This window comes from Spirillospora sp. NPDC046719 (assembly GCF_040645715.1).
In the GTDB taxonomy this organism is placed as follows: Bacteria; Actinomycetota; Actinomycetes; order Streptosporangiales; family Streptosporangiaceae; genus Spirillospora.
This window is the reverse complement of sequence record NZ_JBEYYT010000130.1, coordinates 1-22819: the sequence shown is the minus strand read 5'-3', so window position 1 is coordinate 22819 and position 22819 is coordinate 1. Positions and strand designations below refer to the sequence as shown.

The following is a 22819-nucleotide window of genomic DNA, read 5'->3' as shown; positions in this document are numbered from 1 at the left end:
TCGGTGGGCCTCGTACCCGGCCTTCTGACCTGCGTTCATGAAGTGGGCCTAGGTGGACTTGAACCACCGGCCTCATCCTTATCAGCGCTCTTTGGCGTGCATTTCAAGCGACCCAGCGATCAATCTTTTTCGCTAAGCTGCTGGTCAGAGGCACTATTCAAGTGCCAGCCTGTGCTACCTCGTGGCACTGGATAACTCATGATCCAGTGCCACGAGAGTGCCAAACGATCAGCTGTTTCGGGGGAAACGACTTGGGTCAGGTGCAGGTCCGGTACACCAGGGCCGGCGTCGCCCGCTACCGCGCGATGTACGACGACGCGCGCGGCAGGCGTCAGACGGCGGGAACGTTCGCCACCAGGAAGGAGGCCGTCGCCGCCTGGCATGCCGCCGAGGCGGAGATCGCCAAAGGCGGGTTGGGCGACCGCCGCCGGGGACGGCAGACGTTCAGGACGTACGTCGAGAAGAAGTGGCTGCCTCATCAGGTCCTGGAGGCGTCCACGCGGCAGGACTACACGTACAAGATCGACAAGCACCTCATGGGCTTCTTCGGCCCCATGCGGATGTGCGACATCCTTCCCGAGCACGTGCGCGAGTGGATCACCGAGATGCAGCGGAAGGGCGCCTCACCGGCGACGATCCAGAAGTGCCTGCGGGGCATCCTCACCTCGATCTTCACCACCGCCCTCAACGACCAGGTGATCACCAACCACCCGAGCCGGGGTGTTCGGATACCGCCCGTCCCCAAGAGGCCGAAGAAGGTCATCACCGCCAAGCAGTTCGATGATCTCTACCGGATGCTGCCCGACGCCGACAGCCGCCTGCTCGTCGAGACGACCATCGAGAGCGGCCTGCGCTGGGGAGAACTGGCCGAACTCCGCCTCAAGGACCTCGACTTCGTCACCAGAGTCCTCACCGTCAGCCGGACGGTCGCGGAACTCAACCCCAAATTCCACCCCACCGGGGGACGCTTCCTGGTCAAGCCGTATCCCAAGGGCAAGGAGTACCGCCGCTTCAAGCTCAGCGCCCAGATCGTCCGGAAACTCAAGGCCCACGCCGAAGCAGAGCACCTCCAGGACGACGACCTCTTCTTCCGCTACCACCACGACGACAAGCCCCAGACCAGGAAGCTACGCCCCGTCCTGCTCCCAGGCGCCTACGGCAAGACCACCCCAAACGAGAGGGGCAAGACCTACGACCACGGCTCGCTGACCGCCTACACCACCGGCAAGTGCCGTTGCGAGCATTGCAAGGAGGCCTACCGCCTCTACCGAGCCCAGCGTCGAACCGCGGGCAAGGACGCTCCTCGCTCCCGCCGCACACGTGAGACGGACGGCCACATCCCCGCCGACTGGTTCCGCAAGCAGATCTGGAATCCCGCTCGAAAGGCCGCCGGCCTGAACGACGTCACTCCGCATCACCTGCGCCACGCCCACGCCTCCTGGCTGCTGGCCGGCGGCGCGGACCTCCAGGTCGTCAAGGAACGCCTGGGTCATGCATCGATCGCGACGACCGAGCAGTACCTCCACACCCTCCCGACCGCCGACGAAACCGCTCTCGCCGCCCTCGACAAGATCCGCGGCCCCCAACTCTCCGAAGTCCTCGATGCCGAGGCTCCGGAACTGGACACCCTCAAGGCCGAGAACGAACGCCTCCGCGCCGCCCTAGCCGACATGGCCCTGTCCATCCACGCCGCCCCGACCAAGCCCCACCTGAACACGGCCTGACCGCCCTCCGTCGCCACTTCGAGGTCGTCCGCCGCCCGCCCGCGAGCATGACCTTCGATCGTCAGACTGGACCGCGCCCGGTCCAGCCCCGAACACCAGCGTTATCCATTACTTGCCCCCACGCGACCAGCTGCGATCATGCCCATCGTGCTTATCGATGGATACGAGAACGCCCCGCTCGTCGATGGGACCGCCCTGCTGACCGAGAGGCTTTTCTGGCCGACCTACCTGGCGGCTTGGACTGACCTGGAGGACGACACGGTGATCGACGCAGCCTTCTCGGTCGAACGCGACGAACTGGAGGCTTTCTACGGCCAGTTGACCGCACTTGAGCGATGGCCCGTACTCGCCGTGCCGCTGAGGGCAGGCGCGCAGATCGTCGTCATCTTCCGCAACCTGGAAGATGACACCGGAGTCGATCTGCTACTCCAGACACCCGACTCCAAGGGCGTGATGAAGTGGGCACGCTTGGACGGCCACTTCTTGGTCCCCGGCCTGAGCTGGCCTGAGCTGGCGGAGATCTCCTCAAGGCCCGGCTCACGGTACGGCGTGACGGAGTCACACGCTCGCATGCTTCTCCTGCTGCCCTTCACGGGCGACAGCGACACACCCGCCACCGCGGCTAAGACCGTGTCCTCCGCGTTGATTGCCGCAGGCGCTGCTCCAGGCCCGTCGGGGCCACTCGCGGATAACCTCCTCAATGAGCCCATGGGCGGCACTGCTCAGTGGCGGAAAGACGCGAACGGCACCCTGACCTGCGATGCGCCCAACAGCACTCGCAACCCAAGCAGTTCAGCCGCGCTCACCACGGGGGAATCGATGCGTCTCTCCAATGCCCTACGCGGCATCGCCTGATCGGCTGTCTCGTCAGGAGGTCTCGCGCTTGCGTCCCTCGCCGCCAGGCGGGGCAAGATATGGAAATCCTAAGGATTTTCCCTGGGGACCGGGCGCGGTCCCCACAGCAAGACGACCTCTCGGCGACGCGGCCGGCCAGTCGATCTCGTCCGGGCGTCGCAGTGGCCAGTGACAGGTCAGCGACCCGGGCAACGATCGTCGCCTGGCGCTACCGGTGGGCCGGTCAGGGTGGCGGTCACTTCATCGAGCTGCTCTCGCGGGAAGTGGATCTGGGCCCCGAAGCGACACCTTCAGGCGCCAGGCTGCGCGCGCCCGGCGTTCTCAGCTCAACCCCAGGACGGCACTGGTCCAGCCGAGGGCCTGAGGGGTATGCCAGCGGGGCCGACCGGCAAGGCCCTGACCGGCGAGATGGCGACCCTCTGGAAATGCCTCTCGCTGCTTTCGGTCGAGCTCCAGCACGCGTTCGATCAACAACCGGGCCTGCTCGCGCTCTCCGCGCAGGACCAGGTACTCGACGAGGTCGGGGGCAAAGTCGAAGGGCCCCAAGAGTGCTTCGGGCACGATGGCCGCGAGCTGCCGAGGGTCTCTTGTGCTCGCGAACCAGGGAAGAACGATCTGCCTGATCTGGTCGCACAGTGCCCTCAGGTGGGCTACACGGTTCTCCGGGCGGGTCAGCCCAACTGTGTTGCGGAATCCGACTCGCACCAGGTCATAGCAACTGGTGGCGCACAAGACATCCAGCGCACCGTCCGGGCGGACCACCGTCAGAAGGTGGTTGGCCGTGCGCCAGTCCCCCAGATCGGGTTCGTCGACATGCAGTTGCGCCACCGCGAACCGAACGAACGAGCCGGACCTGTTGTGACGGCTTGGCTCCAGCGTCATCCGTTCGACGCGTCCCCCCTGGCCCCGTCTCTCGAAGCAGCGCCGGGACTTGATCCATCGAAACCCGTCCGACCTGAGTTCCTCGGCCATGCACAACGCCGCCGCCTGAAGAACATCAGCCGGTCGATGGGCGCCTACCAGCGGGCCTACCAGGTCCTCGCCCCACGTGATCATGTCCACGCCCAGATCATGCCGGAAGATCCCCCTAACCTGGCCGTCGGCCATGCGGCTCGAATACGACACAGCCTGGTACGACAGGGCACCGGTCGAGGTCGGCGGCGAGCGGCGTAGAAGTCAGCGTGACTTTGTCACCTGAGGCCCCTTGGTCGCCTCCACCCAGCGGGCCTCGTCGAACCAGGTGCCGTGGTATGAGCTCCTCGACCAGTTGCGCTTCCTCGTGGTCGAGGCCCTAGACGAGTTGTTCCTAATGTCGCCGGGGTAAAAGGGCTGATCCACTTCGCCTCAGTCTTGGTCACTAGCAGCTGATACGGCGCCGTCTGCCCAGATCTGTGCTTTCAGGTCGCGTCGCCAAGCAGGGTTTGGAGGGCCTGCCGGAAGGCGGCGGTGTCGATGTCCTGGCCGATGGCCAGGCGCTGCGAATATCCCGTGAGCATGGCGAGCAGTGCGCCGGCCACGCCGGAGGGGTCCGGCGAGTCGGGCAGGCCGCGGGCGCAGCGGTCCTGGCGGATGAGCCCGGCGACCTTCTCCTGGTCCTTGGCCAGTTGCGCCCGGATCTGGGCGGCGAGGTCGGGCGAGACGGCGGCCTCGGCCCAGACCTGCGCCATCAGCCGGGCGTGGCCGCCGTGGCGGGCGCGGACCCGGTCGAGCAGTTCGGCAGCGTCGCGGATGCTGGCGAGGTCGATGAGGTTATCCACGGCGTCCTCGCAGACGGCCGCCACCAGGTCGTTCTTGCTGGGGAAGTAGCTGTAGACCGCTCCGGTGGACAGTCCGCTGGCGGCGACGATCTCACCGGTGGAGGTCTGGGCGAAGCCCTTGGCCGCGAACACCTCGCGGGCGGCGGCCAGGATCTGCCGGCGCCGGGCGTCGCGGTGCTCCTGGGTAACCTTGGGCATAAAAAGAACGACCTCTCGTTTTATTGTAGAGTGAGGCTCACCCTAACCGACCGCCGACTCCTGGAAGGCGGCGCCCTCCGACGAAGGAGTTGTGTCGCATGACATCCACCACCGTGACATCCGCCTCTGGGCCAGCTGGCGAGTTTGCCGGCGTTCGAGTCCTGGTCACCGGCGGCACGAAGGGAATCGGCGCGGCTGTCGCGGTCCGGTTCACCGAGGCCGGGGCCGACGTCGTCGTCGCGGCCCGCACGCCGGTCGACGAGCCGCCGGCCGGCAGGTTCGTCGCCGCCGACCTCGCCACCGCCGACGGGGCCGCCGCCCTCGCCGCGCAGGCGACGCAGTTGCTCGGAGGAATCGATGTCCTGATCAACAACGCCGGCAGCCAGACGCACATCCCAGGCGGGGCGCTCGACGCGGCCGACGACGACTGGTACCGCGACCTCGACACCAACCTGATGTCCGCGGTCCGCCTGGACCGGGCCCTGTTGCCGGGGATGATCGCGCAAAACCGCGGAGTCATCATCCACGTCACATCGGGCCAAGCCCGCCTGCCCGGCCCCGCGTCCCTCCCGTACGCGGCGGCGAAGGCCGCGACGACCGTCTACAGCAAGGGCCTGGCCAACGAGGTCGGCAAGCACGGGATCAGAGTGAACACCGTCGTCCCCGGACTCATCGAGACCCCGGCCGTCACCCGGCGTCTGAACCAGATCACCGCCGACAGCGGCCAGGACGCCGAAACGGCCCGCCGGCAGCTGATCGACCGGGTCGGCATCCCGCTCGGGCGCCCCGGCCAGCCCGCCGACGTCGCCGAACTCGTCGCGTTCCTCGCCTCCGACCGCGCGGCGTTCCTCACCGGCAGCCAGTACGTCGTCGACGGCGGCAGCATTCCGACGGTCTAGCCAGGCGCGAAGTTCCTGATCGGTTCAGTGGTCGTAGGCGATCAGTGATCGGGGGACGGTTGCACCGGTCTTGTTGTTGTGCCAGATCGCTGCGGCCAGGGCCAAGACGCGCTGGGCGACGCGGACCGCCACACCTTCGATGGTGCGTGCACCGTGTTGCTCCAGGTCGAGCTGACCCTTGAGGGTGTCGTTGACCGACTCGATCAGTTGGCGGACCTTCTTGAGCACCGGCTCGCCGTACCGCTGCCTCTCCCGCTTGCGCGAGGGCCGCAGCAGCTCGATGCCTTGCCCGGCGAGGGCCTTTTCGAATGGCTTGGACGCGAAGCCCTTGTCCGAGATCAGCACGATGCCCTCGCGGTCGGCGACCAGGTCGGCGTCGACCTCCAGCATCGCCGCAAGGACCTCGCGCTCGCCTATCTTCGGGTTGGCCAGCGCCCACATGATCGGCATTCCGGTCGGGGTGCACACCAGGTACAAGCGTAGGCCCCAAAAGAACCGGGAGTGGGAGGCGCAGTAGCCGTAGCCGGCCCAGCCCGCGAGATTGGAACGCTGCACGGTCGGGCGCGACATCCCGCACGGCACCGGAGTCGAGTCGGTGATCCAGAAGTCGCTATCCATCGCCAGTTCCCGGATCATGCGCTTGACCAGCCCGAGCGTGGAGCGGAGCCGCTTGTTGTAGCCCGCGCGCTGCGGCAGGTACCGGAACATACCCGTCAGGTGCTTGTTCGCGTAGCGCAACCAGCGCGACTCAGAGTGGTAGCCAAGCAGGGCCTGGGCCACGGCCAGGCAGACGAGTTCGGAGTCGCTGAGCAGCGGCGGCCTGCCCATGCATCGGGTTCCCCCGATCTCGTCGTCGATCTTCACATACAGTGCGGTCAAGAGGGTGTTCAGGTCTGTCGTCACACACGGATCTTGGACACCCTTGCCCCTTTGACGGGCCGAAACTTCGGATCAACTCGTCTAGATGACCTTGCAGGCGATGGGGAAGATCGAGGCCAGCCCACGTTGGAGATCGAACGGTCCAGCTCGACGCGCAGAACGGGCCCTGTCCTGCCCGGTCGGAGTCGCCCCGGCTGAGTAGCTCCTGACCTGCTGCGCAGTCGTTAGGCGGCGTAGGTATCGAGTATCTCGCGCACCTCGGGGACGTCTCGGTACGGCTCCAGCTTGGCGAGGACAACGCGGCCACGCCGAGCCGTCCGGTCGCTCGGGAAGTCGGCTGCGAGGTCGAGCATGTGTCGCGCGATCTTGGCACCCTCTTCAGGCTCGTTGGCATCCACCAGGGCGACGGCGAGCCATGAGAGGTAGAGGGCGAGTTCCCGCGTGTGCGTGGAGTCGTACCGGCTGAGGACTTCTCGCAGGAGCGGGACGGCTCGTAGCGGTCGCCGGAGTTCGGTGTAGACACGGGCGTCCATCACGTCGAGTTCTTCGGGCGAGACCCAGTAAGCCCAGTCGGGCGCCTCCTGCGAGTCCTCGTCGGCCATGGCCTCGTGGGCTTCCGCGAGTGCGCGCATCGCCAGCTGCGGGTTGCCCGCCTTGGTCTGCGCCCATGCGACCCGGTCAAGGTAGAGCGCGCGGGCTTTAGCCGGTGCTTCTGGCCCAGCCCTCTCCAGTGCGGCGCGGGCGAGACTCAGCCCGTCGTCCTCATGGCCGGTATTGGAGAGCTGGTAGGCCAAACTCCCCGCGAGGTTGCCGACGAGCGCCAGGTCTCCGGCTTCCCTGGCTGCCGAGACGCCGAGTCGGTAGGCGCGTGCCGCTTGGTCGTGCTCGCCCGCATCGCTGGCGATCCATCCGGCGATCTGGGCGATCTCGCCGATGCTGCTGAGAAGCGAGCGGCCGGTCTCCTCGGAATGCGTCGTCTCCCGGTAGAGCCGGACGGCTGCGTCCAGCTCTCGGAATGCGGGCGCGAGTAGATCACTGCTGGCGACGACGTCGTCCGCAAGCCGGAGTCCGTGGGCGCGATCGGCGAGCGCGACCGCCGTGGAAGCTCCAACCCGGCGGCCTGTGCTGCTGGCCATCGGTCCAAGCTCGACGTCTTCGGGCAGGAAGTGGGCGAGTGCTTCGGCCGGGCTGGGCGTCCCGGTGCCGATGTCCTCCCCGCGGGCGTGGGCCGCTGCCCGTTCAAGCGTCTGCAACGGGACGTCCAGCGCTACAGCGAGGGCGGGAAGCCACACGTCGGGGATTCGCTCGCCTCGCTCCCAGCGGCTGATCTCGTGGCGTGTCACGGACGCCGTCCCCGAGATGCGGCACAACGCCTCGGCGAGCTGCCGCTGGCTCTTGCGTGCGTCCCGCCGCAAGCCCGCGAGATACAGCCCGAACCGCTGACGTCTTTCGTTAATCACGCCGGCCCCTCCCTCACTCCTCAGTCTGGCCCCTCCGTGGCCCCCTGGAAGGCGCCTCTGAGGAGACAGCCTGAAAAGACAGGCTCAAGCCCATGGAAGAGGCGGCAGGTGACAACGGTCAATCCCCGTCCTCCGCCTCGAAGAGAGGACGGCTCCCCATGGCAACAGAAGCTTCGGAGTTGACGGAGGCGCGGCGGCTGCGGGTTTGGGCGTTGGCGCAGGCGCTCAAGTCGCATGGGTATGCGGTGGAGATGGCGGAGTCCGAGCCGCTGCTCGCTGTTCCGGCCGCGTTCGGTTCGCCGGTGCTGCTGCGGTGTGACCGGCGGGCGGTCTGCGGTGGGGAACTGTGGTTCAGCTTCCCGGGCGGTGCCGCTGTCGCTCCGGCGGACGACGCACATTTGCATGACGTCGTCGTCGCCGTGAAGGGCAAGCTCGCCGCGCAGGCCGATGGGTAGGCGTCCCGGAACCGAGGCCGTCACCTGGTACGGGCACGTTACCGGGGCATGGTGGGCGCTGGTTCCGCTGCCTGGCGGCGCCCGGCTGGTGGAGGCGGCCAACCTTCGTGAGCTGCGCGAGGCGATCGAGCATCCTGCGGCCTGGCCGTGGCCACAACGCAAGTTCCTGCCCACTCCCCATGCTCGTGACGACATGAGGGCCGCGGCTTCCCCCTCGGGCTGACAGGGCTGGGGCCGGACGAACCGGCGCCGGTAGATGAGCAGGATGTTCTTCCCTGCCTCGTCCAGGACCGCGACCGCACGGCTCCGCCGTGTCCACGAGGGGAAAGCTCTGAAGTCCGGCGGGGAGTTTCGGATGTCGTGACGTGCGGCCTGATGGCACGGGGTCCGAGTGCCATGGGAGTGCCAAACGATCAAGAGGCTGGTTCCGGAACATTCGGAACCAGCCTCTGATCTGCGCTTTTGTTGTGGGCCTAGGTGGACTTGAACCACCGGCCTCATCCTTATCAGGGATGCGCTCTAACCGACTGAGCTATAGGCCCGCACTGCCGCCGCCCTTGCGGCGCAACCAGAGATTACCCCATGTGGAAGGGCAACCGGAAATCGATTGCCGGACGGCGGCGGGATCGCGCTACTCGGCCTCCTTGAGGGTGACCTCGACACCGCCCACGAGGTCGGCGGCGAGGTTGTAGATCACGGAGCCGACCGTGGACAGGGCGGTGATGAGCAGGACGTTCAGGGCGCCCACGAGGACCGTGTAGCCGAACACGCGGGCGAAGGAGAACCAGTTGCCGGCGTCGACGCCGCCGGTGGTGTCGCCCTGCTGCTTGGTGAGGCTGTTCACGGTGTCGCTGATCGCGTCGAAGACGCCGAGACCGGACAGGATCACGTACAGCACGACGACGGCGACCAGCAGCACGACGAAGCAGACCAGCGACATCACGAAGCTGAACTTCATCACCGACCACGGCTCGAGCCGGGCGAGCTGGAGCTGGGCCTTGCGGGCCGGCTTCGCCTGCGCGGGCGCGTTGGAGTTCACCGGGGCGACCGCGGCGGACGGGCGGTCCTTCAGGACGGTCCCGGCGAAGCCGGAGCCGGGCCGGCTCCCCGAGCCGCCGCCCGACGCGGCGGCGGCCGGCGCGGGAGGAGGCACCGACGGCTTCTCCGTGCGGCCCGTCGACCTGGACCCGGACGGTTCCGCGGGCTTCGTCCAGCTGGGCTTGCCGGCGTCCTTGGCGGGCCTGGCGGCGTCCTTGGCGGGCCGGGACGGCTCGGCGGTGTCCCTGACCGGAGCGATCTCCGGCGCGCCGGACGCCTCCGGCTCCTCCTTCAGGTGGGCGAGGTCCACCCGGGTCTCGTCCGAACCGGAGGAGCCGGACGAGGACTTCGAGCCGCCGTCCGGCGCGGCGGCGTCGGAGTCGACCTCGGCGGCGGGCTCGTCCCGGGCGGGCTTCGCGGACGCCGCGGCGACGGTCCGGTCCCCGGACTTCCCGGAGGCGGCCGGGCGGCCGGCGGGCTTGCCGGCCGCCCCCTTGCCGCTGCGGCCCCCGCCGGGCCCGCCCTTGCTCTTGCCGGGCTCCGTGCTCACGTGTCCTCCTGGCCTAGCGGCTCGGTGAGGCGGACGGACGCGTCACTCACCATCGCCCCCCTCGGCGTCGACTGAGTCCTCAATGGTGGACTCTACGTTCCTCGCGATCGCGACCACGCTGTCCCCCTCGGCGAGGTTCATCAGGCGGACGCCCATGGTCTGCCTGCCGGACTGCTTGATCTCCGCTGCGCTGGTGCGGATGACCCCGCCGTTCGAGGTCATGCCGAAGACCTCGTAGTCCGGGCGGACCATCAGAGCCCCTACCAACCTGCCGCGAGATTCCACGATCTTAGCGGTGAGAACTCCCTTACCACCCCGTCCTTGGACCGGGTACTGGTCGACGGGGGTCCGCTTGGCGTAGCCGCCCTCGGTCGCGACCAGGACATCGTGGTCGGAGTCCTTCACGACCAGCATGTTCAGGACTTCCTGGTCCTCCTCGAAGCGCATGCCGATCACGCCGGAGGTGGCGCGGCCCATCGGGCGCAGCGAGTCGTCGTCGGCGTGGAACCGGATCGCCTGCGCGCCGGTGGACACCATCAGCAGGTCGTCGTCGGCGGAGACGAGCCGCGCGGCGATCACCTCGTCGTCGTCGATCAGGTTGATCGCGATGATGCCGCCGGTGCGGGGCGAGTCGAAGTCGCTCAGCGCGGTCTTCTTGACGCGGCCCTTCTTCGTGGCGAGCACGAGGTAGGGGGCGACCTCGTAGTCGCGCAGGTCCATGACCTGGGCGATGTGCTCGTCCGGCTGGAACGCGAGGAGGTTCGCGACGTGCTGGCCGCGCGAGTCGCGCCCGGCGTCCGGCAGCTCGTACGCCTTCGCCCGGTACACCCGGCCCTTGTTCGTGAAGAACAGGATCCAGTGGTGCGTCGTGGTGACGAAGAACTGGTCGACGATGTCGTCCTGCTTGAGCTGCGCGCCGCGGATGCCCTTGCCGCCGCGCCGCTGCGCCCGGTACAGGTCCGTCTTGGTGCGCTTGGCGTAGCCGCCGCGGGTGATGGTGACGACGACGTCCTCTTCGGCGATGAGGTCCTCGTACGACACGTCGCCGTCGAACGGGATGATCTGCGTGCGCCGGTCGTCGCCGAACTTCTCGACGATCGGGGCCAGCTCGTCGCCGACGATCTGGCGCTGCCGCTCCGGCGAGGCCAGGATCTCGTTGTAGTCGGCGATCTCCGCCATCAGCTTGTCGTACTCGTCGGTGATCGCCTGGCGCTCCAGGGCGGCGAGCTTGCGCAGCTGCATGTCCAGGATCGCCTGCGCCTGGATCTCGTCGATCTCCAGCAGGTCCATCAGGCCCTGCTGCGCCTCCGAGGCCGACGGCGACCGGCGGATCAGCGCGATGACCTCGTCGATCCGGTCGAGCGCCTTCAGCAGCGCGCGCAGGATGTGGGCGCGCTCCTCGGCCTTGCGGAGCAGGAACCGGGTGCGGCGGACGATGACGTCGATCTGGTGCGCGACCCAGTGCCGGACGAACTGGTCGACGCGCAGCGTGCGCGGCACGCCGTCGACCAGCGCGAGCATGTTCGCGCCGAACGTCTCCTGCAGCTGGGTGTGCTTGTACAGGTTGTTCAGGACGACCTTGGCGACCGCGTCCCGCTTGAGAACGATCACCAGGCGCTGGCCGGTCCGGCCGGACGTCTCGTCGCGGACATCGGCGATGCCGTCGAGCTTGCCGTCCTTGACCGACTCGGCGATCTTCAGTGCGAGGTTGTCCGGGTTGACCTGGTAGGGGAGTTCGGTGACGACCAGGCAGGTGCGGCCCTGGATCTCCTCGACCTCGACGACGGCGCGCATCGTGATGGAGCCGCGGCCGGTGCGGTAGGCCTCCTCGATGCCCTTGCGGCCGACGATCAGGCCGGCGGTCGGGAAGTCGGGGCCCTTGATCCGCTCGATCAGCGCCTCGAGCAGCTCCTCGTCGGACGCGCCGTAGTTCTCCAGGTACCAGCGGACGCCGTCGGCGACCTCGCGCAGGTTGTGCGGCGGGATGTTCGTGGCCATCCCGACCGCGATGCCGGCGGACCCGTTGACCAGCAGGTTCGGGTACCGCGACGGCAGGACGTCCGGCTCGGCGGAGCGGCCGTCGTAGTTCGGGGAGAAGTCGACGGTCTCCTTGTCGATGTCGCGCAGCAGCTCCATCGCCAGGGGCGCCATGCGGCACTCGGTGTACCGCATGGCCGCCGCGGGGTCGTTGCCGCGCGAACCGAAGTTGCCGTTGCCGTCGACCAGCGGGTACCGCATCGACCACGGCTGCGCCAGGCGGACCAGCGCGTCGTAGATCGGCGAGTCGCCGTGCGGGTGGTAGTTCCCCATGACGTCGCCGACGACGCGCGCGCACTTGAAGTAGCCGCGGTCGGGCCGGTAGCCGCCGTCGTACATCGCGTACATGACCCGGCGGTGCACCGGCTTGAGGCCGTCGCGGACATCGGGCAGCGCGCGCGACACGATGACCGACATCGCGTAGTCGAGATAGCTCTTCTGCATCTCGACCTGGATGTCGACCGGTTCGATCCGCCCGTCCGAGTGTCCGCCCTCTGCGGTCACGTCCGTCACTCTCAAGACCTCTTCTGCTAAGTGGGAACGAAGTACGACGCCCGATGGGAGCCCCGCCGCCGGTCAGGGCGGGCCGGGGCCGCCGCACCTGTCAGATGTCGAGGAAGCGCACGTCCTTGGCGTTGCGCTGGATGAACTCCCGGCGGGGTTCGACCTCCTCGCCCATGAGCACGCTGAACAGCTCGTCGGCCTGCGCCGCGTCGTCGAGCTGCACCTGCAGCAGGACCCGGTTGTCGGGGTCCATCGTGGTGTCCCACAGCTCGTTGGCGTTCATCTCGCCGAGGCCCTTGAAGCGCTGCACCTGGTCGCGGGGGCGCGGGTCGCGCTTGCCCGCCGCGATCCCGGCCTCGATGATCGCGTCGCGCTCGGCGTCGGAGAAGGCGTAGTCGGCCTCGTTGCCCCGGGCGTCCCACTTGATCTTGTACAGCGGGGGCTGCGACAGGTACACGTGCCCGGCCTCGATCAGCGGCTTCATGAACCGGAACAGCAGCGTCATCAGCAGCGTGTTGATGTGGTGGCCGTCGACGTCGGCGTCCGACATCAGGATGATCTTGTGGTAGCGCAGCTTGGAGATGTCGAACTCGTCGTGCACCCCGGTGCCGAGCGCGGTGATGATCGCCTGGACCTCGTTGTTCTTGAGGATCTTGTCGATCCGCGCCTTCTCCACGTTCAGGATCTTGCCGCGGATCGGCAGGATGGCCTGGAAGTGCGGGTTGCGGCCGCCCTTCGCCGAGCCGCCCGCCGAGTCGCCCTCGACGATGTACAGCTCGGACCTGGACGGGTCGGTCGACTGGCAGTCCGACAGCTTGCCGGGCAGCGACGTCGACTCCAGCAGGCTCTTGCGCCGGGTCAGGTCGCGCGCCTGCCGCGCCGCCACACGCGCGCGCGCGGCCTGCGACGCCTTGTTGATGATCTCCTTGGCCTCGCCCGGGTTCTCCTCGAACCAGTCGCGGAGATGCTCGTTGCAGGCCCGCTGCACGAACGACTTCGCCTCGGTGTTGCCGAGCTTGGTCTTCGTCTGCCCCTCGAACTGCGGGTCGGCCAGCTTGATCGAGATGATCGCGGTGAGGCCCTCGCGGACGTCCTCACCGGTCAGGTTGTCGTCCTTCTCGCGCAGCAGCCCCTTGTCGCGCGCGTACCGGTTGACGATCGTGGTCAGCGCCGCGCGGAACCCCTCCTCGTGGGTGCCGCCCTCCGCCGTGTTGATCGTGTTCGCGAACGTGTGCACCGACTCGGCGTACGAGGAGTTCCACTGCATGGCGATCTCCACCGACATGCCCTCGGTGTCGTCGCCGAAGTAGATCGTCGACTCGTGGACCGCGTCCTTGCGCGCGTTGATGTAGCGGACGAAGTCCTCGATGCCGCCCTCGTAGTGGTACTTCACCACGTGCGGCTCGCCGCCGGACTCGCCGTTGGAGTGGTCGGGGCGCTCGTCGCGCAGGGTGATCGACAGGCCCCGGTTCAGGAACGCCATCTCCTGCATGCGGCGCGACAGCGTCTCGAAGTTCCACTCGAGGGTCTCGAAGATGTCGCCGTCGGGCCAGAAGGTGATGCGGGTGCCCGTCTCGGCGGTCTCCTCGCCCTTCCGCAGCTCCGTCTCGGGGCCCTGCCAGGTGTAGGACTGCCGCCACACGTGGCCGTCGACCTTGACCTCGGCCTCCAGCCGGGTCGACAGGGCGTTCACCACCGCGGAGCCGACGCCGTGCAGGCCGCCGGAGACCGCGTAGGACTTCCCGTCGAACTTGCCCCCGGCGTGCAGCGTCGTCAGCACCAGCTCGATCGCCGGCCGCTTCTCCACCGGATGCTCGCCCACCGGGATGCCGCGGCCGTTGTCGACCACGCTGACGCCGCCGTCCGCGCGCAGCGTCACGACGATGTCGTCGGCGTAGCCCGCGAGGGCCTCGTCGACCGAGTTGTCCACGATCTCGTAGACCAGGTGATGGAGGCCGCGCTCACCGGTCGACCCGATGTACATGCCCGGACGCTTGCGAACCGCTTCCAAGCCTTCAAGGACAGTGATCGAACTAGCGTCGTACGCCAAAGGAGATCCTCCTGCCGGGGATGGTGAGCCGCCCCGCGCCCAGGGGAGCGCGGTGTGCCCCGTACACACATGAGGGCGCCCTAGTGCTCTGTACGTGTTCGTGAGAGCTCCGGGCACCCCATGGCGGTGCAGCATCCTGAACCCGTCATCATTCTACCGGGTCACACGGCGAAAAGTGGCACTCCCGAGCGCTGTGTGCGCGTGTGGCGGCCGAGCGGGCCTGGAGATGCATCCCCCCATAGCCCTAGGGGGGTTCTCTGGCCTACGGCGCCCTCGTTGCTGAACTCGTCACCGGGCTTCCCGAACAGATGTTCCCACCCGCCACTGACATCCCGTCACCCCGCGCAACCGGCGCCCCGGCCGCGCGTGATCGGCCCCGCCGCCTTGTCACTTCCCGACGACACCGGTTCCCGAGGGCACCGGTTCCGGGCGACGCCGGTCACGGACGACGCCGGTTCCGGAGGACCCGCCGCCTCCGACCGGCGATTCAGCGTACGCGCCAGCCGCCGGTGCGACGGGGGCCCGACGCCGGGCCGACCACCTTCACCCGGCGGACCGTCCCGTGCCCCAGCTCCTCGTTCAGCCGCCGCACCAGCGTCGACGACAGCAGCCGCAGCTGCGTCGCCCACGTCGTGGAGTCGGCGGCGACGGTCAGCTCCCCGTCCTCGAACCGCTCCGGGCGGGTGTGCTCGGCCAGCTCGGGACCGACGATGCCGGCCCAGTTGCCGAACACGCCGCCGACCGCCGCGCGCTGCTCCCACCCCCGCGTGGCCAGCAGCTCCCGGATCGCCGCGCCGAACGCCTTCGGGTCGCCGCCGCGGCCCGGATCCCGCGTGCGGACGGGCTTCGCCGCGCCCTTGCGCCGCCCGCCCTGGCCGGGCAGCGTGCCGCGCTTCAGCGCGTCCGCCTTCGCCTGCGCCAGCGCCTCCCGCGCCAGCTCGATCCCCGACTTCGCCGCGGCCGCCGGCTCCCCGGCCGCGGCGGCCGCGTCGGCCGTCCCGCCGTCCACAGCCTGGGGATCACCGGCTCCGTCCACACCCCCGGGTTCCGGAGAATTCACCGGACCGGGGGAGTTGTGCACATCCTGTGGATCATCGGCGTCCGAGCCGGGACGTTCTCCCCCGGCCCGCCGCTTCTGGGGATCACTGCCCACCTGCGCGCCCCTTCCCGGTCAGTCCCGGACGACCCGGCCGTCGGAGACGGTGTAGGAACCGCCCGTCAGCTCCTCCGGGACGTCGGCCGGCACCGCCGCGGTGATCAGCACCTGCTCCGCCGGCGCCACCATCTCCGCCAGCCGGCTGCGGCGCCCCGCGTCCAGCTCGGCGAACACGTCGTCGAGGATCAGCACCGGGTCGTCGCCGTCCGCGCGGAGCAGGTCGAACGCCGCGAGCCGCAGCCCCAGCGCGAACGACCACGACTCGCCGTGGCTGGCGTACCCGCGCGCGGGCAGCTCCCCCAGCCGCAGGACGAGCTCGTCGCGGTGCGGCCCGACCAGGCTCACCCCGCGCTCCAGCTCCTGCTTGCGGGCCTCCGCCACACCGGCGAGCAGCTGCTCGCCCAGCCGTCCACGGTCTGTGGACAACTCCTCGGCGCCCAGCGAGCTCCGGTAGTGCAGATCCGCCAGGCCGCTGGACGGGGCGAGCGCCGCGTACGCGCGCGCGACGAGCGGACGCAGCGCCTCCACCAGCTCCAGCCGCCCGGCCAGCAGCTCCGCTCCGGTCCGCGCGAGGTGCGCGTCCCACACGTCCAGCGTCGCGAGCACCTCCGGGCCGGGGGACCGGCGGTGCGCCGCCGCCGACTTCAGCAGCGCGTTGCGCTGCTTGAGGACCCGCTCGTAGTCGGATCGGACCGCCGCGAACCGGGGGGCCCGCGCCGTCAGCAGCTCGTCCATGAACCGGCGGCGCTCCCCCGGGTCGCCCTTCACCAGCGCGAGGTCCTCGGGGGCGAACAGCACCGTCCGCAGCATCCCCAGGATCTCCCGGGGCCTGGGGACGGGGGATCGGTTCAGCCGCGCCCGGTTCGCCTTCCCCGGGTTGATCTCGAGCTCGATCAGCGCCTTGCGGTCGTCCTTCACCACCCCCGCGCGGACGATCGCGCGCGGCGCGCCCTGCCGGACGAGCGGCGCGTCCGTCGCGGCGCGGTGGCTGCCGTGCGAGGCGACGTACCCGATCGCCTCGACCAGGTTCGTCTTGCCCTGCCCGTTCGGCCCCACGAACGCGGTCACGCCCGGCGCGAGCGCCACCTCCGCGGTGGCGTACGACCGGAAGTCCTGGAGCGAGAGGTGGGCGACGTGCACGGGACACGAGGGTAGAGCCTTTCGCGCGCCGCCCACACACCCGGCGCGTTCTGTGGATAACTCCGCGGCGGGTCAGACCTTCGGGGGCTCCACGTCGGCGCCGGGGGAGTCGGCGCCCTTGGCGGACTCGATCGCGTGCCCGCCGAACTGGTTGCGCAGCGCCGCGACGACCCGCATCGCGGGGGAGTCGTCCTGCCGGGAGGCGAACCGCGCGAACAGCGACGCGCTGATCGCCGGCAGCGGCACCGCGTGCTCCACCGCGGCCTGCACCGTCCAGCGCCCCTCGCCGGAGTCGTTGGCGTAGCCGCGCAGGTCGTCCAGCTCAGGGTCGTCCTTGAGGGCGCGGTTCAGCAGGTCCAGCAGCCAGGACCGGATGACCGTGCCCTCCTGCCAGCTGAGGAACGTCTCCGGCACCCGGGTGACCAGCGGGCTCGCCTCGATCAGCTCGTAGCCCTCGCCGAACGCCTGCATCATCGCGTACTCGATGCCGTTGTGGACCATCTTCACGTAGTGGCCCGCGCCGATCTTCCCCGAGTGCACGAAGCCGTACTCGCCCTCCGGCTTGAGGGTCTCGAAGATCGGCATCATCCGCTTCACGTTCTCGTCGTCGCCGCCGACCATGAGCGCGTAGCCGTTCTGCAGGCCCCACACGCCGCCGCTGACGCCGCAGTCGAGGAAGCCGATGCCCTTCGCCGCCAGCTCCTCGCCGTGCTTCTGGTCGTCCACATAGTGTGAATTACCGCCGTCCACGACGAGGTCGCCCTCCTCCAGGACCTCCGCCAGCTTGTTGATGGTGTCCTGGGTCGGGCCGCCCGCGGGCACCATCACCCACACGGCACGGGGCGGGGTGAGGCGCTGGACCAGTTCCTCGACGGAGCCGACGTCGCTGAGATCGGCGTTGTGGTCGTAGCCGATGATCGTGTGACCGCCGCGGCGCAGCCGCTCGGCCATGTTCGCGCCCATCTTGCCCAGGCCGATGATGCCCAGCTCCATGCTCACTTCTCCCCTGTGCGTAACTGCCCGTGCCCGTCCGCGGGGGCGGATCCCCCGCGGACCGGTCGTCTCCCCCAGGTATGCCCCAGGACCGGTCTTTACCCAGACAACCGCACCGGCATGATCAGATAACGGTAGTTCGGGTTCTCACCGTCCTGCGGCGGCTTGCCCGTCAGCACCGCCGGCTTGGTCGGCGTCGTGAACGACAGCCGCGCGACGTCCGAGCCGATCGCCGAGAGCCCGTCGAGCAGGAACCCGGGGTTGAAGGCGATGTCGATGTCCTCGCCCTCCAGCGTGGCCTCCAGGGCCTCCACGGCCTGCGCCTCGTCGCCCGTCCCCGCCTCCAGGACGACCTCGCCCTGGCTGAACGACAGCCGCACGGGGGTGTTGCGCTCGGCGACCAGCGACACGCGCTTCACCGCCTCGATGAACTGCCCCGTGTTCACCTCCGCCAGCCCCGCGTACTCGCTCGGCAGCAGCGACCGGTACTTGACGAAGTCGCCGTCCAGCAGCCGCGAGGTGGTGCGGCGCCCGCCGCCCTCGAAGCCGATCATGCCCTCGCCGGCGCCGCCCGTCCCGGCCAGCGCCATCGACACCTCGGCGCCCGCGGTCAGCGACTTGGCGGTGTCGGCGAGCGTCTTCGCCGGGACGAGCGCGACCGCGGAGAAGTCCGGCCGCTCCGGCTTCCAGTGCAGCTCCCGGACGGCCAGCCGGTACCGGTCCGTCGACGCGAGCGTCACCGTCTCGCCCTCGATCTCCACGCGCACGCCCGTGAGCATGGGGATCGTGTCGTCCTTGCCCGCGGCGATCGCGACCTGCGCGACGGCCGCGGCGAACTCGTCGCTGCCCACCGCGCCCGCGGCCGGTGGCATCTCCGGCAGCGACGGGTAGTCCTCCACAGGCATGGTGAGGAGGGTGAACTTCGCGCTCCCGCAGCGCAGCATCACCTTCGCGCCGTCGGTCGTCACCTCCACAGGGTGGGGAGGAAGGCTGCGCGAGATCTCGGCGAGCAGGCGGCCGGACACCAGCGCCGTCCCCGCCTCCTCCACGTCGATCTCCGTCGAGACCTGCGCGGAGACCTCGTAGTCGAACGCCGACAGCTTCAGGCGGTCGTCGTTGCCTTCGCCTCCGGCGACGATGTGCATGCCCGCGAGCACCGGCACCGGGGGCCGGACCGGCAGCGTGCGCGCCGTCCAGGCCACGGCGTCGGCCAGGGCGTCTCTGTCGATGCGGAACTTCAAGGGGACCCGCCTCCTGCAGGTGTCGGACAAGGGTGAGGTGGTTCGGCCTCGGCTCGGGCGCTCGGGGCGCGTTGTCCCCAGGCCCTAGCTTGAGTTGGATCTTTTCTTGAGTAGAGAAGTAGTGCAGTACCAGTAATAGGGGCCGTGGATAGTGTGGACAGCCCGCGTTCCCGCAGGTGAGGCCACGGATCTCCGTCCACGGGGGCTGTGCATCGGCGGTGGACGCGGCGAGCCGCGCTGGGGACGGCGATTCCGTCCCCACACGTCATCCTCACGTCATCCCCCGGTTGTCCACGAGTTTTCCGCAGGTTCTCCCTGGCCGCGGCGTCGGCCGGCCGTCGTGGCGGGGACCGGTCGGGGCCGTCCCCAGGGCGTCCCCAACGCTTCCCCAGCTTGTCCACGGGTTCGTCCCCATGATGCCGGGTGGCCGTCCCCAGGGCTTCCACAATCGGTCCACGAGTCGTCCCCATGTTGTCCGCAGGTTTTCCCCGGCCTTTCGGTCGGGATCCCCAGGGTTATCCCCAGGCTGTGCGTGTCGATCTTGATTCGGGCGCCGTGCCGGGCCTGTCTCGATCGGGCGTTCGAACGGGCCTGTGCACGGTCCTCGTACACAGCCCGGGAAGGCCCGTCCCCAGGCTTATCCTCAGCGTTTGCGGGCCTGGTGCTTGATCCGCCCGGTGAGCTCGGTGACCTGGTTGTAGATCGCGCGGCGCTCCGCCATCAGCGAGCGGATCTTGCGCTCGGCGTGCATCACGGTGGTGTGGTCGCGGCCGCCGAACTGCTGGCCGATCTTCGGCAGCGACAGGTCCGTCAGCTCCCGGCACAGGTACATCGCGATCTGCCGGGCCGTCACCAGCATCCGGGACCGCGACGGCCCGCACAGGTCCTCGATCGTCGTGCCGAAGTACTCCACCGTCTGCGCCATGATCATCGCGGCGGTGATCTCCGGGCCGGAGTCGTTCGGGATCAGGTCCTTCAGGACGATCTCCGCCAGCTTCATGTCGACCGACTGCCGGTTCAGGCTCGCGAACGCCGTCACCCGGATCAGCGCGCCCTCCAGCTCCCGGATGTTCGTCGCGATCTGCGAGGCGATGAACTCCAGCACGTCCGGCGGCGCGGCCAGGCCCTCCTGGCGGGCCTTCTTCTGCAGGATCGCGATCCGGGTCTCCAGCTCCGGCGGCTGGACGTCGGTCGTCAGGCCCCACTCGAACCGGTTGCGCAGCCGGTCCTCCAGCGTGACCAGCTCCTTGGGCGGACGGTCACTGGAGATCACGATCTGCTTGCTGGCGTTGTGGAGCGTGTTGAAGGTGTGGAAGAACTCCTCCTGCGTCTGCTCCTTGCCCTCAAGGAACTGGATGTCGTCGACGAGGAGGATGTCGACGTCCCGGTAGCGGCGGCGGAACCCGTCCGCCTTGCCGTCGCGGATCGAGTTGATGAAGTCGTTCGTGAACTCCTCGGAGCTGACGTACCGGACCCGCGCGCCATTGAACAGGCTCTGCGCGTAATGGCCGATCGCGTGCAGCAGGTGCGTCTTGCCGAGGCCGGAGTCCCCGTAGATGAACAGCGGGTTGTACGCCTTGGCGGGCTGCTCGGCGACGGCGACGGCCGCCGCGTGCGCGAACCGGTTCGAGGAGCCGATGACGAACGTCTCGAACGTGTACTTCGGGTTCAGGCGGGCGTGCTCGGACGCGCCGGCGCCCTGACCGCCACCACCCTCGCGCGCGCCCCCGGGCGCCCCTGATCCGGCGGAGGCGGGACCTCCAGGACCGCCAGGACCGCCGGGTCCGCCGGGGCCGCCGCCTGGTGCGGGGACCGGTCCACGGGAGTCGGACGCCTCGTCGTCGCGGAAACCGCCTTCACCGCGGTACGGCGGCTCTTCACCCCGGTACTGCTCGGACGCCGGGTACTGCTCCGGCCCTGTGTACGACTTCTCCGCGCCGGGGAACTCCGTCTTGTACGAGTCCTCGTCGTGTCCTAGCGGAGGCTCGGCGGGACCGTGCTGGGGCTCCCGGCCGAGCGGTTCGCCGCGCCCTCCCGGACGCAGCGGGCCGAGGGTCCGGTCGTTCAGATGCGACGGCGCGTGTGGGGGCCTTCCGGGAGGCTCGCCCCCGTACCCCTCCGAACCGCCGAATCCCTCCTGGCCGCCGAACCCCTCCTGCGGACGGCCGCGCCCCGGAAAACCCGGGACGTGCCCCCGGTCATAGGAGGACGGCCCCCGGCCGCCCGGACCGGCGCCGTACGCCGGAGGGCGCGGAGCCGGGGGGAACGGCGCGCCGTGGTCGTTGTCGCGCTGCGGCCATCCACGATCGTTGTCGTCGCCCTGTGGATATCCACCGGGAAGGCCGGGCCTGTGGGTAACTTCGGACGGCGCGCGATACCCAGGGTCGCCATACGGCTGCTCCGGGTACGAGCGGTCGCCGTAATCCTGACGCTCCGAGTAAGGAGAGTCGCCGTACGGCTGCTGATCCGTGTAAGGCCGGTCGCGGTCCCGCTCGCGCTCGCGGTCGTCGAGCGGCCGTTCGCCATAAGAAGAAGGTGCGGACTCGTGCGGCCCGCCGCCGGGCACCGGCGCCGGCAGCGGCTCGCCCGACCCCGCCCGCGAACCGCCGCCCGGGCCAGGGCCCGGCACCGCGGGCGGCTCCGGCTGGACCGTCACCGCGACACGGATCTCCCTGCCCAGCTCATGGGAGAGCGCCTGCGTGATGAGGTTGCGCAGCCGGGTCTCCAGCGCGTCCTTGGCGAACTCGTTCGGCGCCGCGAGCAGCGCCGTCCCCTCCACCAGGGCCAGCGGGCGGACCATCGGCAGCCATGCGCGGTAGCTCGGGGACAAATCGCTCTCAGACAGCGCGGTGAGGGTGCGGGCCCAGACCGATCCGAGATCCTGACCGTCCATGCGCAAGGTCCCCTCCCCACAACTCCGGTCAACGGAGTACCTGACTGCCCGGCTCTCCCACGGGTTGCGGCCCGCCTCGTTGGGCACGGCCGCGACGCGGAAGCCTTACTCTCTCACGAGTTGTCCACAGAGTTGTCCACATGCTGTGCATAGGCATGCGGGACCCTGTGCAAAACTCCGCCGCAGGGGCGGGAGACGCGGGGACGGGAGGTCTCCGGCCACTTCGGCGGCCGGTGCGCGGGCGGTTCTCTGACGGGGGGTTCGGCGGGCGGAACACCGACCGCGATCCAGATCGTCACGGGAATGTCGGCGTGCCCGGAAGGAAGACCTTAACCCCTGCCGATCCCACCCGCAACACGAAGCCGCCGGCCGCTCAGGCCCCGCTCCGCGCGAACGGCGGCCCGTCGTATGCGCACCGACCGCCTGCCGAGGGGCCTGCCGAGGGGGCCTGCCGAGGGGGCCTGCCGACGGGTGCCGCGCTAGGGCCGGGACGCCGTACGGGCAACGGGCAGCCATGTTCGGGCGAGGGCAGGCCGTGCTCGGGCTGGGACCGCCCGGCAGGGCCGGGGAACCGGTGATCCGTTTGACCCGGCGGGCGGATAGCCCGTAACGTGCTGAGGTCGAGTCGCATCGACGGAGGTGACGCGTGCCCGCCGGTCGTCCGCCCGGACGGCACGGGTGGGCCCCCGCTGCGGGGGACCGAACGCGGGCCCTCGATGCGAGCTATCGCGCCTTTCTAGTCGAACCGACCGCAGCACTGGAGCCTCAAAGTGAGCAAGCGTACATTCCAGCCGAACAACCGCCGCCGCCACAAGAAGCACGGCTTCCGGCTGCGGATGCGCACGCGCGCCGGGCGCGCCGTCCTCTCCTCGCGGCGCGGCAAGGGCCGCGCCCGCGTCGCGGTCTGACCGACCTCTCTCATGCTGCCGTCCGGGCACCGGATGCGGCGGCGGGTCGACTTCTCGTTGGCCGTCCGGCGCGGGCGGCGCG

The 22819-nt window shown here is 69.4% G+C and carries 17 protein-coding genes and 1 tRNA gene; 5 read left to right on the top strand and 13 right to left on the bottom strand.

The annotated features are described in order from the left end of the window. Positions 1-260 precede the first annotated feature (260 nt). Positions 261-1724, top strand: coding sequence for a tyrosine-type recombinase/integrase (locus ABZ914_RS22630; protein ID WP_500195417.1), 1464 nt, complete (start codon positions 261-263; stop codon positions 1722-1724). Between the two features lie 138 nt (positions 1725-1862). Beyond that, entirely contained in the window at positions 1863-2579 is a 717-nt protein-coding gene (locus tag ABZ914_RS22625; protein WP_500195415.1) for a hypothetical protein, read from the top strand. Between the two features lie 321 nt (positions 2580-2900). Here the strand turns inward: ABZ914_RS22625 and ABZ914_RS22620 are convergent, their stop codons facing one another. Both ABZ914_RS22620 and ABZ914_RS22615 read right to left on the bottom strand, forming a co-directional pair. Further along, positions 2901-3686 (bottom strand): hypothetical protein, encoded by a 786-nt coding sequence (locus tag ABZ914_RS22620; RefSeq protein WP_500195413.1) that lies wholly within the window; start codon positions 3684-3686, stop codon positions 2901-2903. Between the two features lie 290 nt (positions 3687-3976). Beyond that, a complete protein-coding gene (locus ABZ914_RS22615) occupies positions 3977-4534 on the bottom strand; it encodes a TetR/AcrR family transcriptional regulator (protein ID WP_030399878.1) in 558 nt (185 codons plus the stop codon). Between the two features lie 98 nt (positions 4535-4632). Here ABZ914_RS22615 and ABZ914_RS22610 point away from each other — a divergent pair, with 98 nt between their 5' ends. Continuing rightward, positions 4633-5433, top strand: a complete 801-nt coding sequence (locus tag ABZ914_RS22610) for an oxidoreductase (protein ID WP_500195410.1) — start codon at positions 4633-4635, stop codon at positions 5431-5433. Between the two features lie 24 nt (positions 5434-5457). Here ABZ914_RS22610 and ABZ914_RS22605 read toward each other — a convergent pair whose 3' ends face one another. Together ABZ914_RS22605 and ABZ914_RS22600 are read right to left on the bottom strand one after the other, a co-directional pair. Further along, positions 5458-6336, bottom strand: a complete 879-nt coding sequence (locus ABZ914_RS22605) for an IS982 family transposase (protein ID WP_500195409.1) — start codon at positions 6334-6336, stop codon at positions 5458-5460. 200 nt (positions 6337-6536) lie between these two features. Beyond that, positions 6537-7772, bottom strand: a complete 1236-nt coding sequence (locus ABZ914_RS22600; RefSeq protein WP_500195407.1) for a helix-turn-helix domain-containing protein — start codon at positions 7770-7772, stop codon at positions 6537-6539. A 158-nt stretch (positions 7773-7930) separates the two neighbouring features. On the opposite strand from ABZ914_RS22600, the gene ABZ914_RS22595 reads away from it, so the two are divergent. After that, entirely contained in the window at positions 7931-8227 is a 297-nt protein-coding gene (locus ABZ914_RS22595) for a hypothetical protein (protein WP_360751620.1), read from the top strand. A 468-nt stretch (positions 8228-8695) separates the two neighbouring features. On the opposite strand, the gene ABZ914_RS22590 is transcribed toward ABZ914_RS22595, so the two are convergent. From ABZ914_RS22590 to dnaA, 9 genes are all read right to left on the bottom strand, one after another. Next, a tRNA-Ile gene (locus tag ABZ914_RS22590) sits at positions 8696-8769 on the bottom strand. An 89-nt stretch (positions 8770-8858) separates the two neighbouring features. Continuing rightward, complete coding sequence (locus ABZ914_RS22585; RefSeq protein ID WP_500195405.1) at positions 8859-9815, bottom strand: DUF3566 domain-containing protein; 957 nt, start codon at positions 9813-9815, stop codon at positions 8859-8861. A 42-nt stretch (positions 9816-9857) separates the two neighbouring features. Further along, positions 9858-12365 (bottom strand): DNA gyrase subunit A, encoded by a 2508-nt coding sequence (gene gyrA, locus ABZ914_RS22580; RefSeq protein ID WP_190857673.1) that lies wholly within the window; start codon positions 12363-12365, stop codon positions 9858-9860. A gap of 91 nt (positions 12366-12456) precedes the next feature. After that, positions 12457-14406, bottom strand: a complete 1950-nt coding sequence (gene gyrB, locus ABZ914_RS22575) for a DNA topoisomerase (ATP-hydrolyzing) subunit B (RefSeq protein WP_500195403.1) — start codon at positions 14404-14406, stop codon at positions 12457-12459. A gap of 487 nt (positions 14407-14893) precedes the next feature. Next, positions 14894-15415 carry a DciA family protein gene (locus tag ABZ914_RS22570; RefSeq protein ID WP_500195401.1) on the bottom strand — a complete coding sequence of 174 codons (522 nt, stop codon included), beginning with the start codon at positions 15413-15415 and terminating at the stop codon, positions 14894-14896. Positions 15416-15577: 162 nt separating this feature from the next. Continuing rightward, positions 15578-16702 (bottom strand): DNA replication/repair protein RecF, encoded by a 1125-nt coding sequence (gene recF / locus ABZ914_RS22565; RefSeq protein ID WP_387025767.1) that lies wholly within the window; start codon positions 16700-16702, stop codon positions 15578-15580. Positions 16703-16774: 72 nt separating this feature from the next. Next, positions 16775-17695, bottom strand: coding sequence for a phosphogluconate dehydrogenase (NAD(+)-dependent, decarboxylating) (gene gnd, locus ABZ914_RS22560; protein ID WP_500195399.1), 921 nt, complete (start codon positions 17693-17695; stop codon positions 16775-16777). A gap of 98 nt (positions 17696-17793) precedes the next feature. Next, the gene (gene dnaN / locus ABZ914_RS22555) at positions 17794-18936 is read right to left on the bottom strand and encodes a DNA polymerase III subunit beta (protein WP_190857656.1); all 1143 of its coding nucleotides are present in this window, start codon (positions 18934-18936) and stop codon (positions 17794-17796) included. A gap of 643 nt (positions 18937-19579) precedes the next feature. Further along, positions 19580-21829 (bottom strand): chromosomal replication initiator protein DnaA, encoded by a 2250-nt coding sequence (dnaA, locus tag ABZ914_RS22550; protein WP_500195397.1) that lies wholly within the window; start codon positions 21827-21829, stop codon positions 19580-19582. Positions 21830-22599: 770 nt separating this feature from the next. Between dnaA and rpmH the strand changes: the two genes are divergently transcribed. Beyond that, positions 22600-22737, top strand: a complete 138-nt coding sequence (gene rpmH / locus ABZ914_RS22545; protein ID WP_151593908.1) for a 50S ribosomal protein L34 — start codon at positions 22600-22602, stop codon at positions 22735-22737. The last annotated feature ends 82 nt before the right edge of the window (positions 22738-22819 follow it).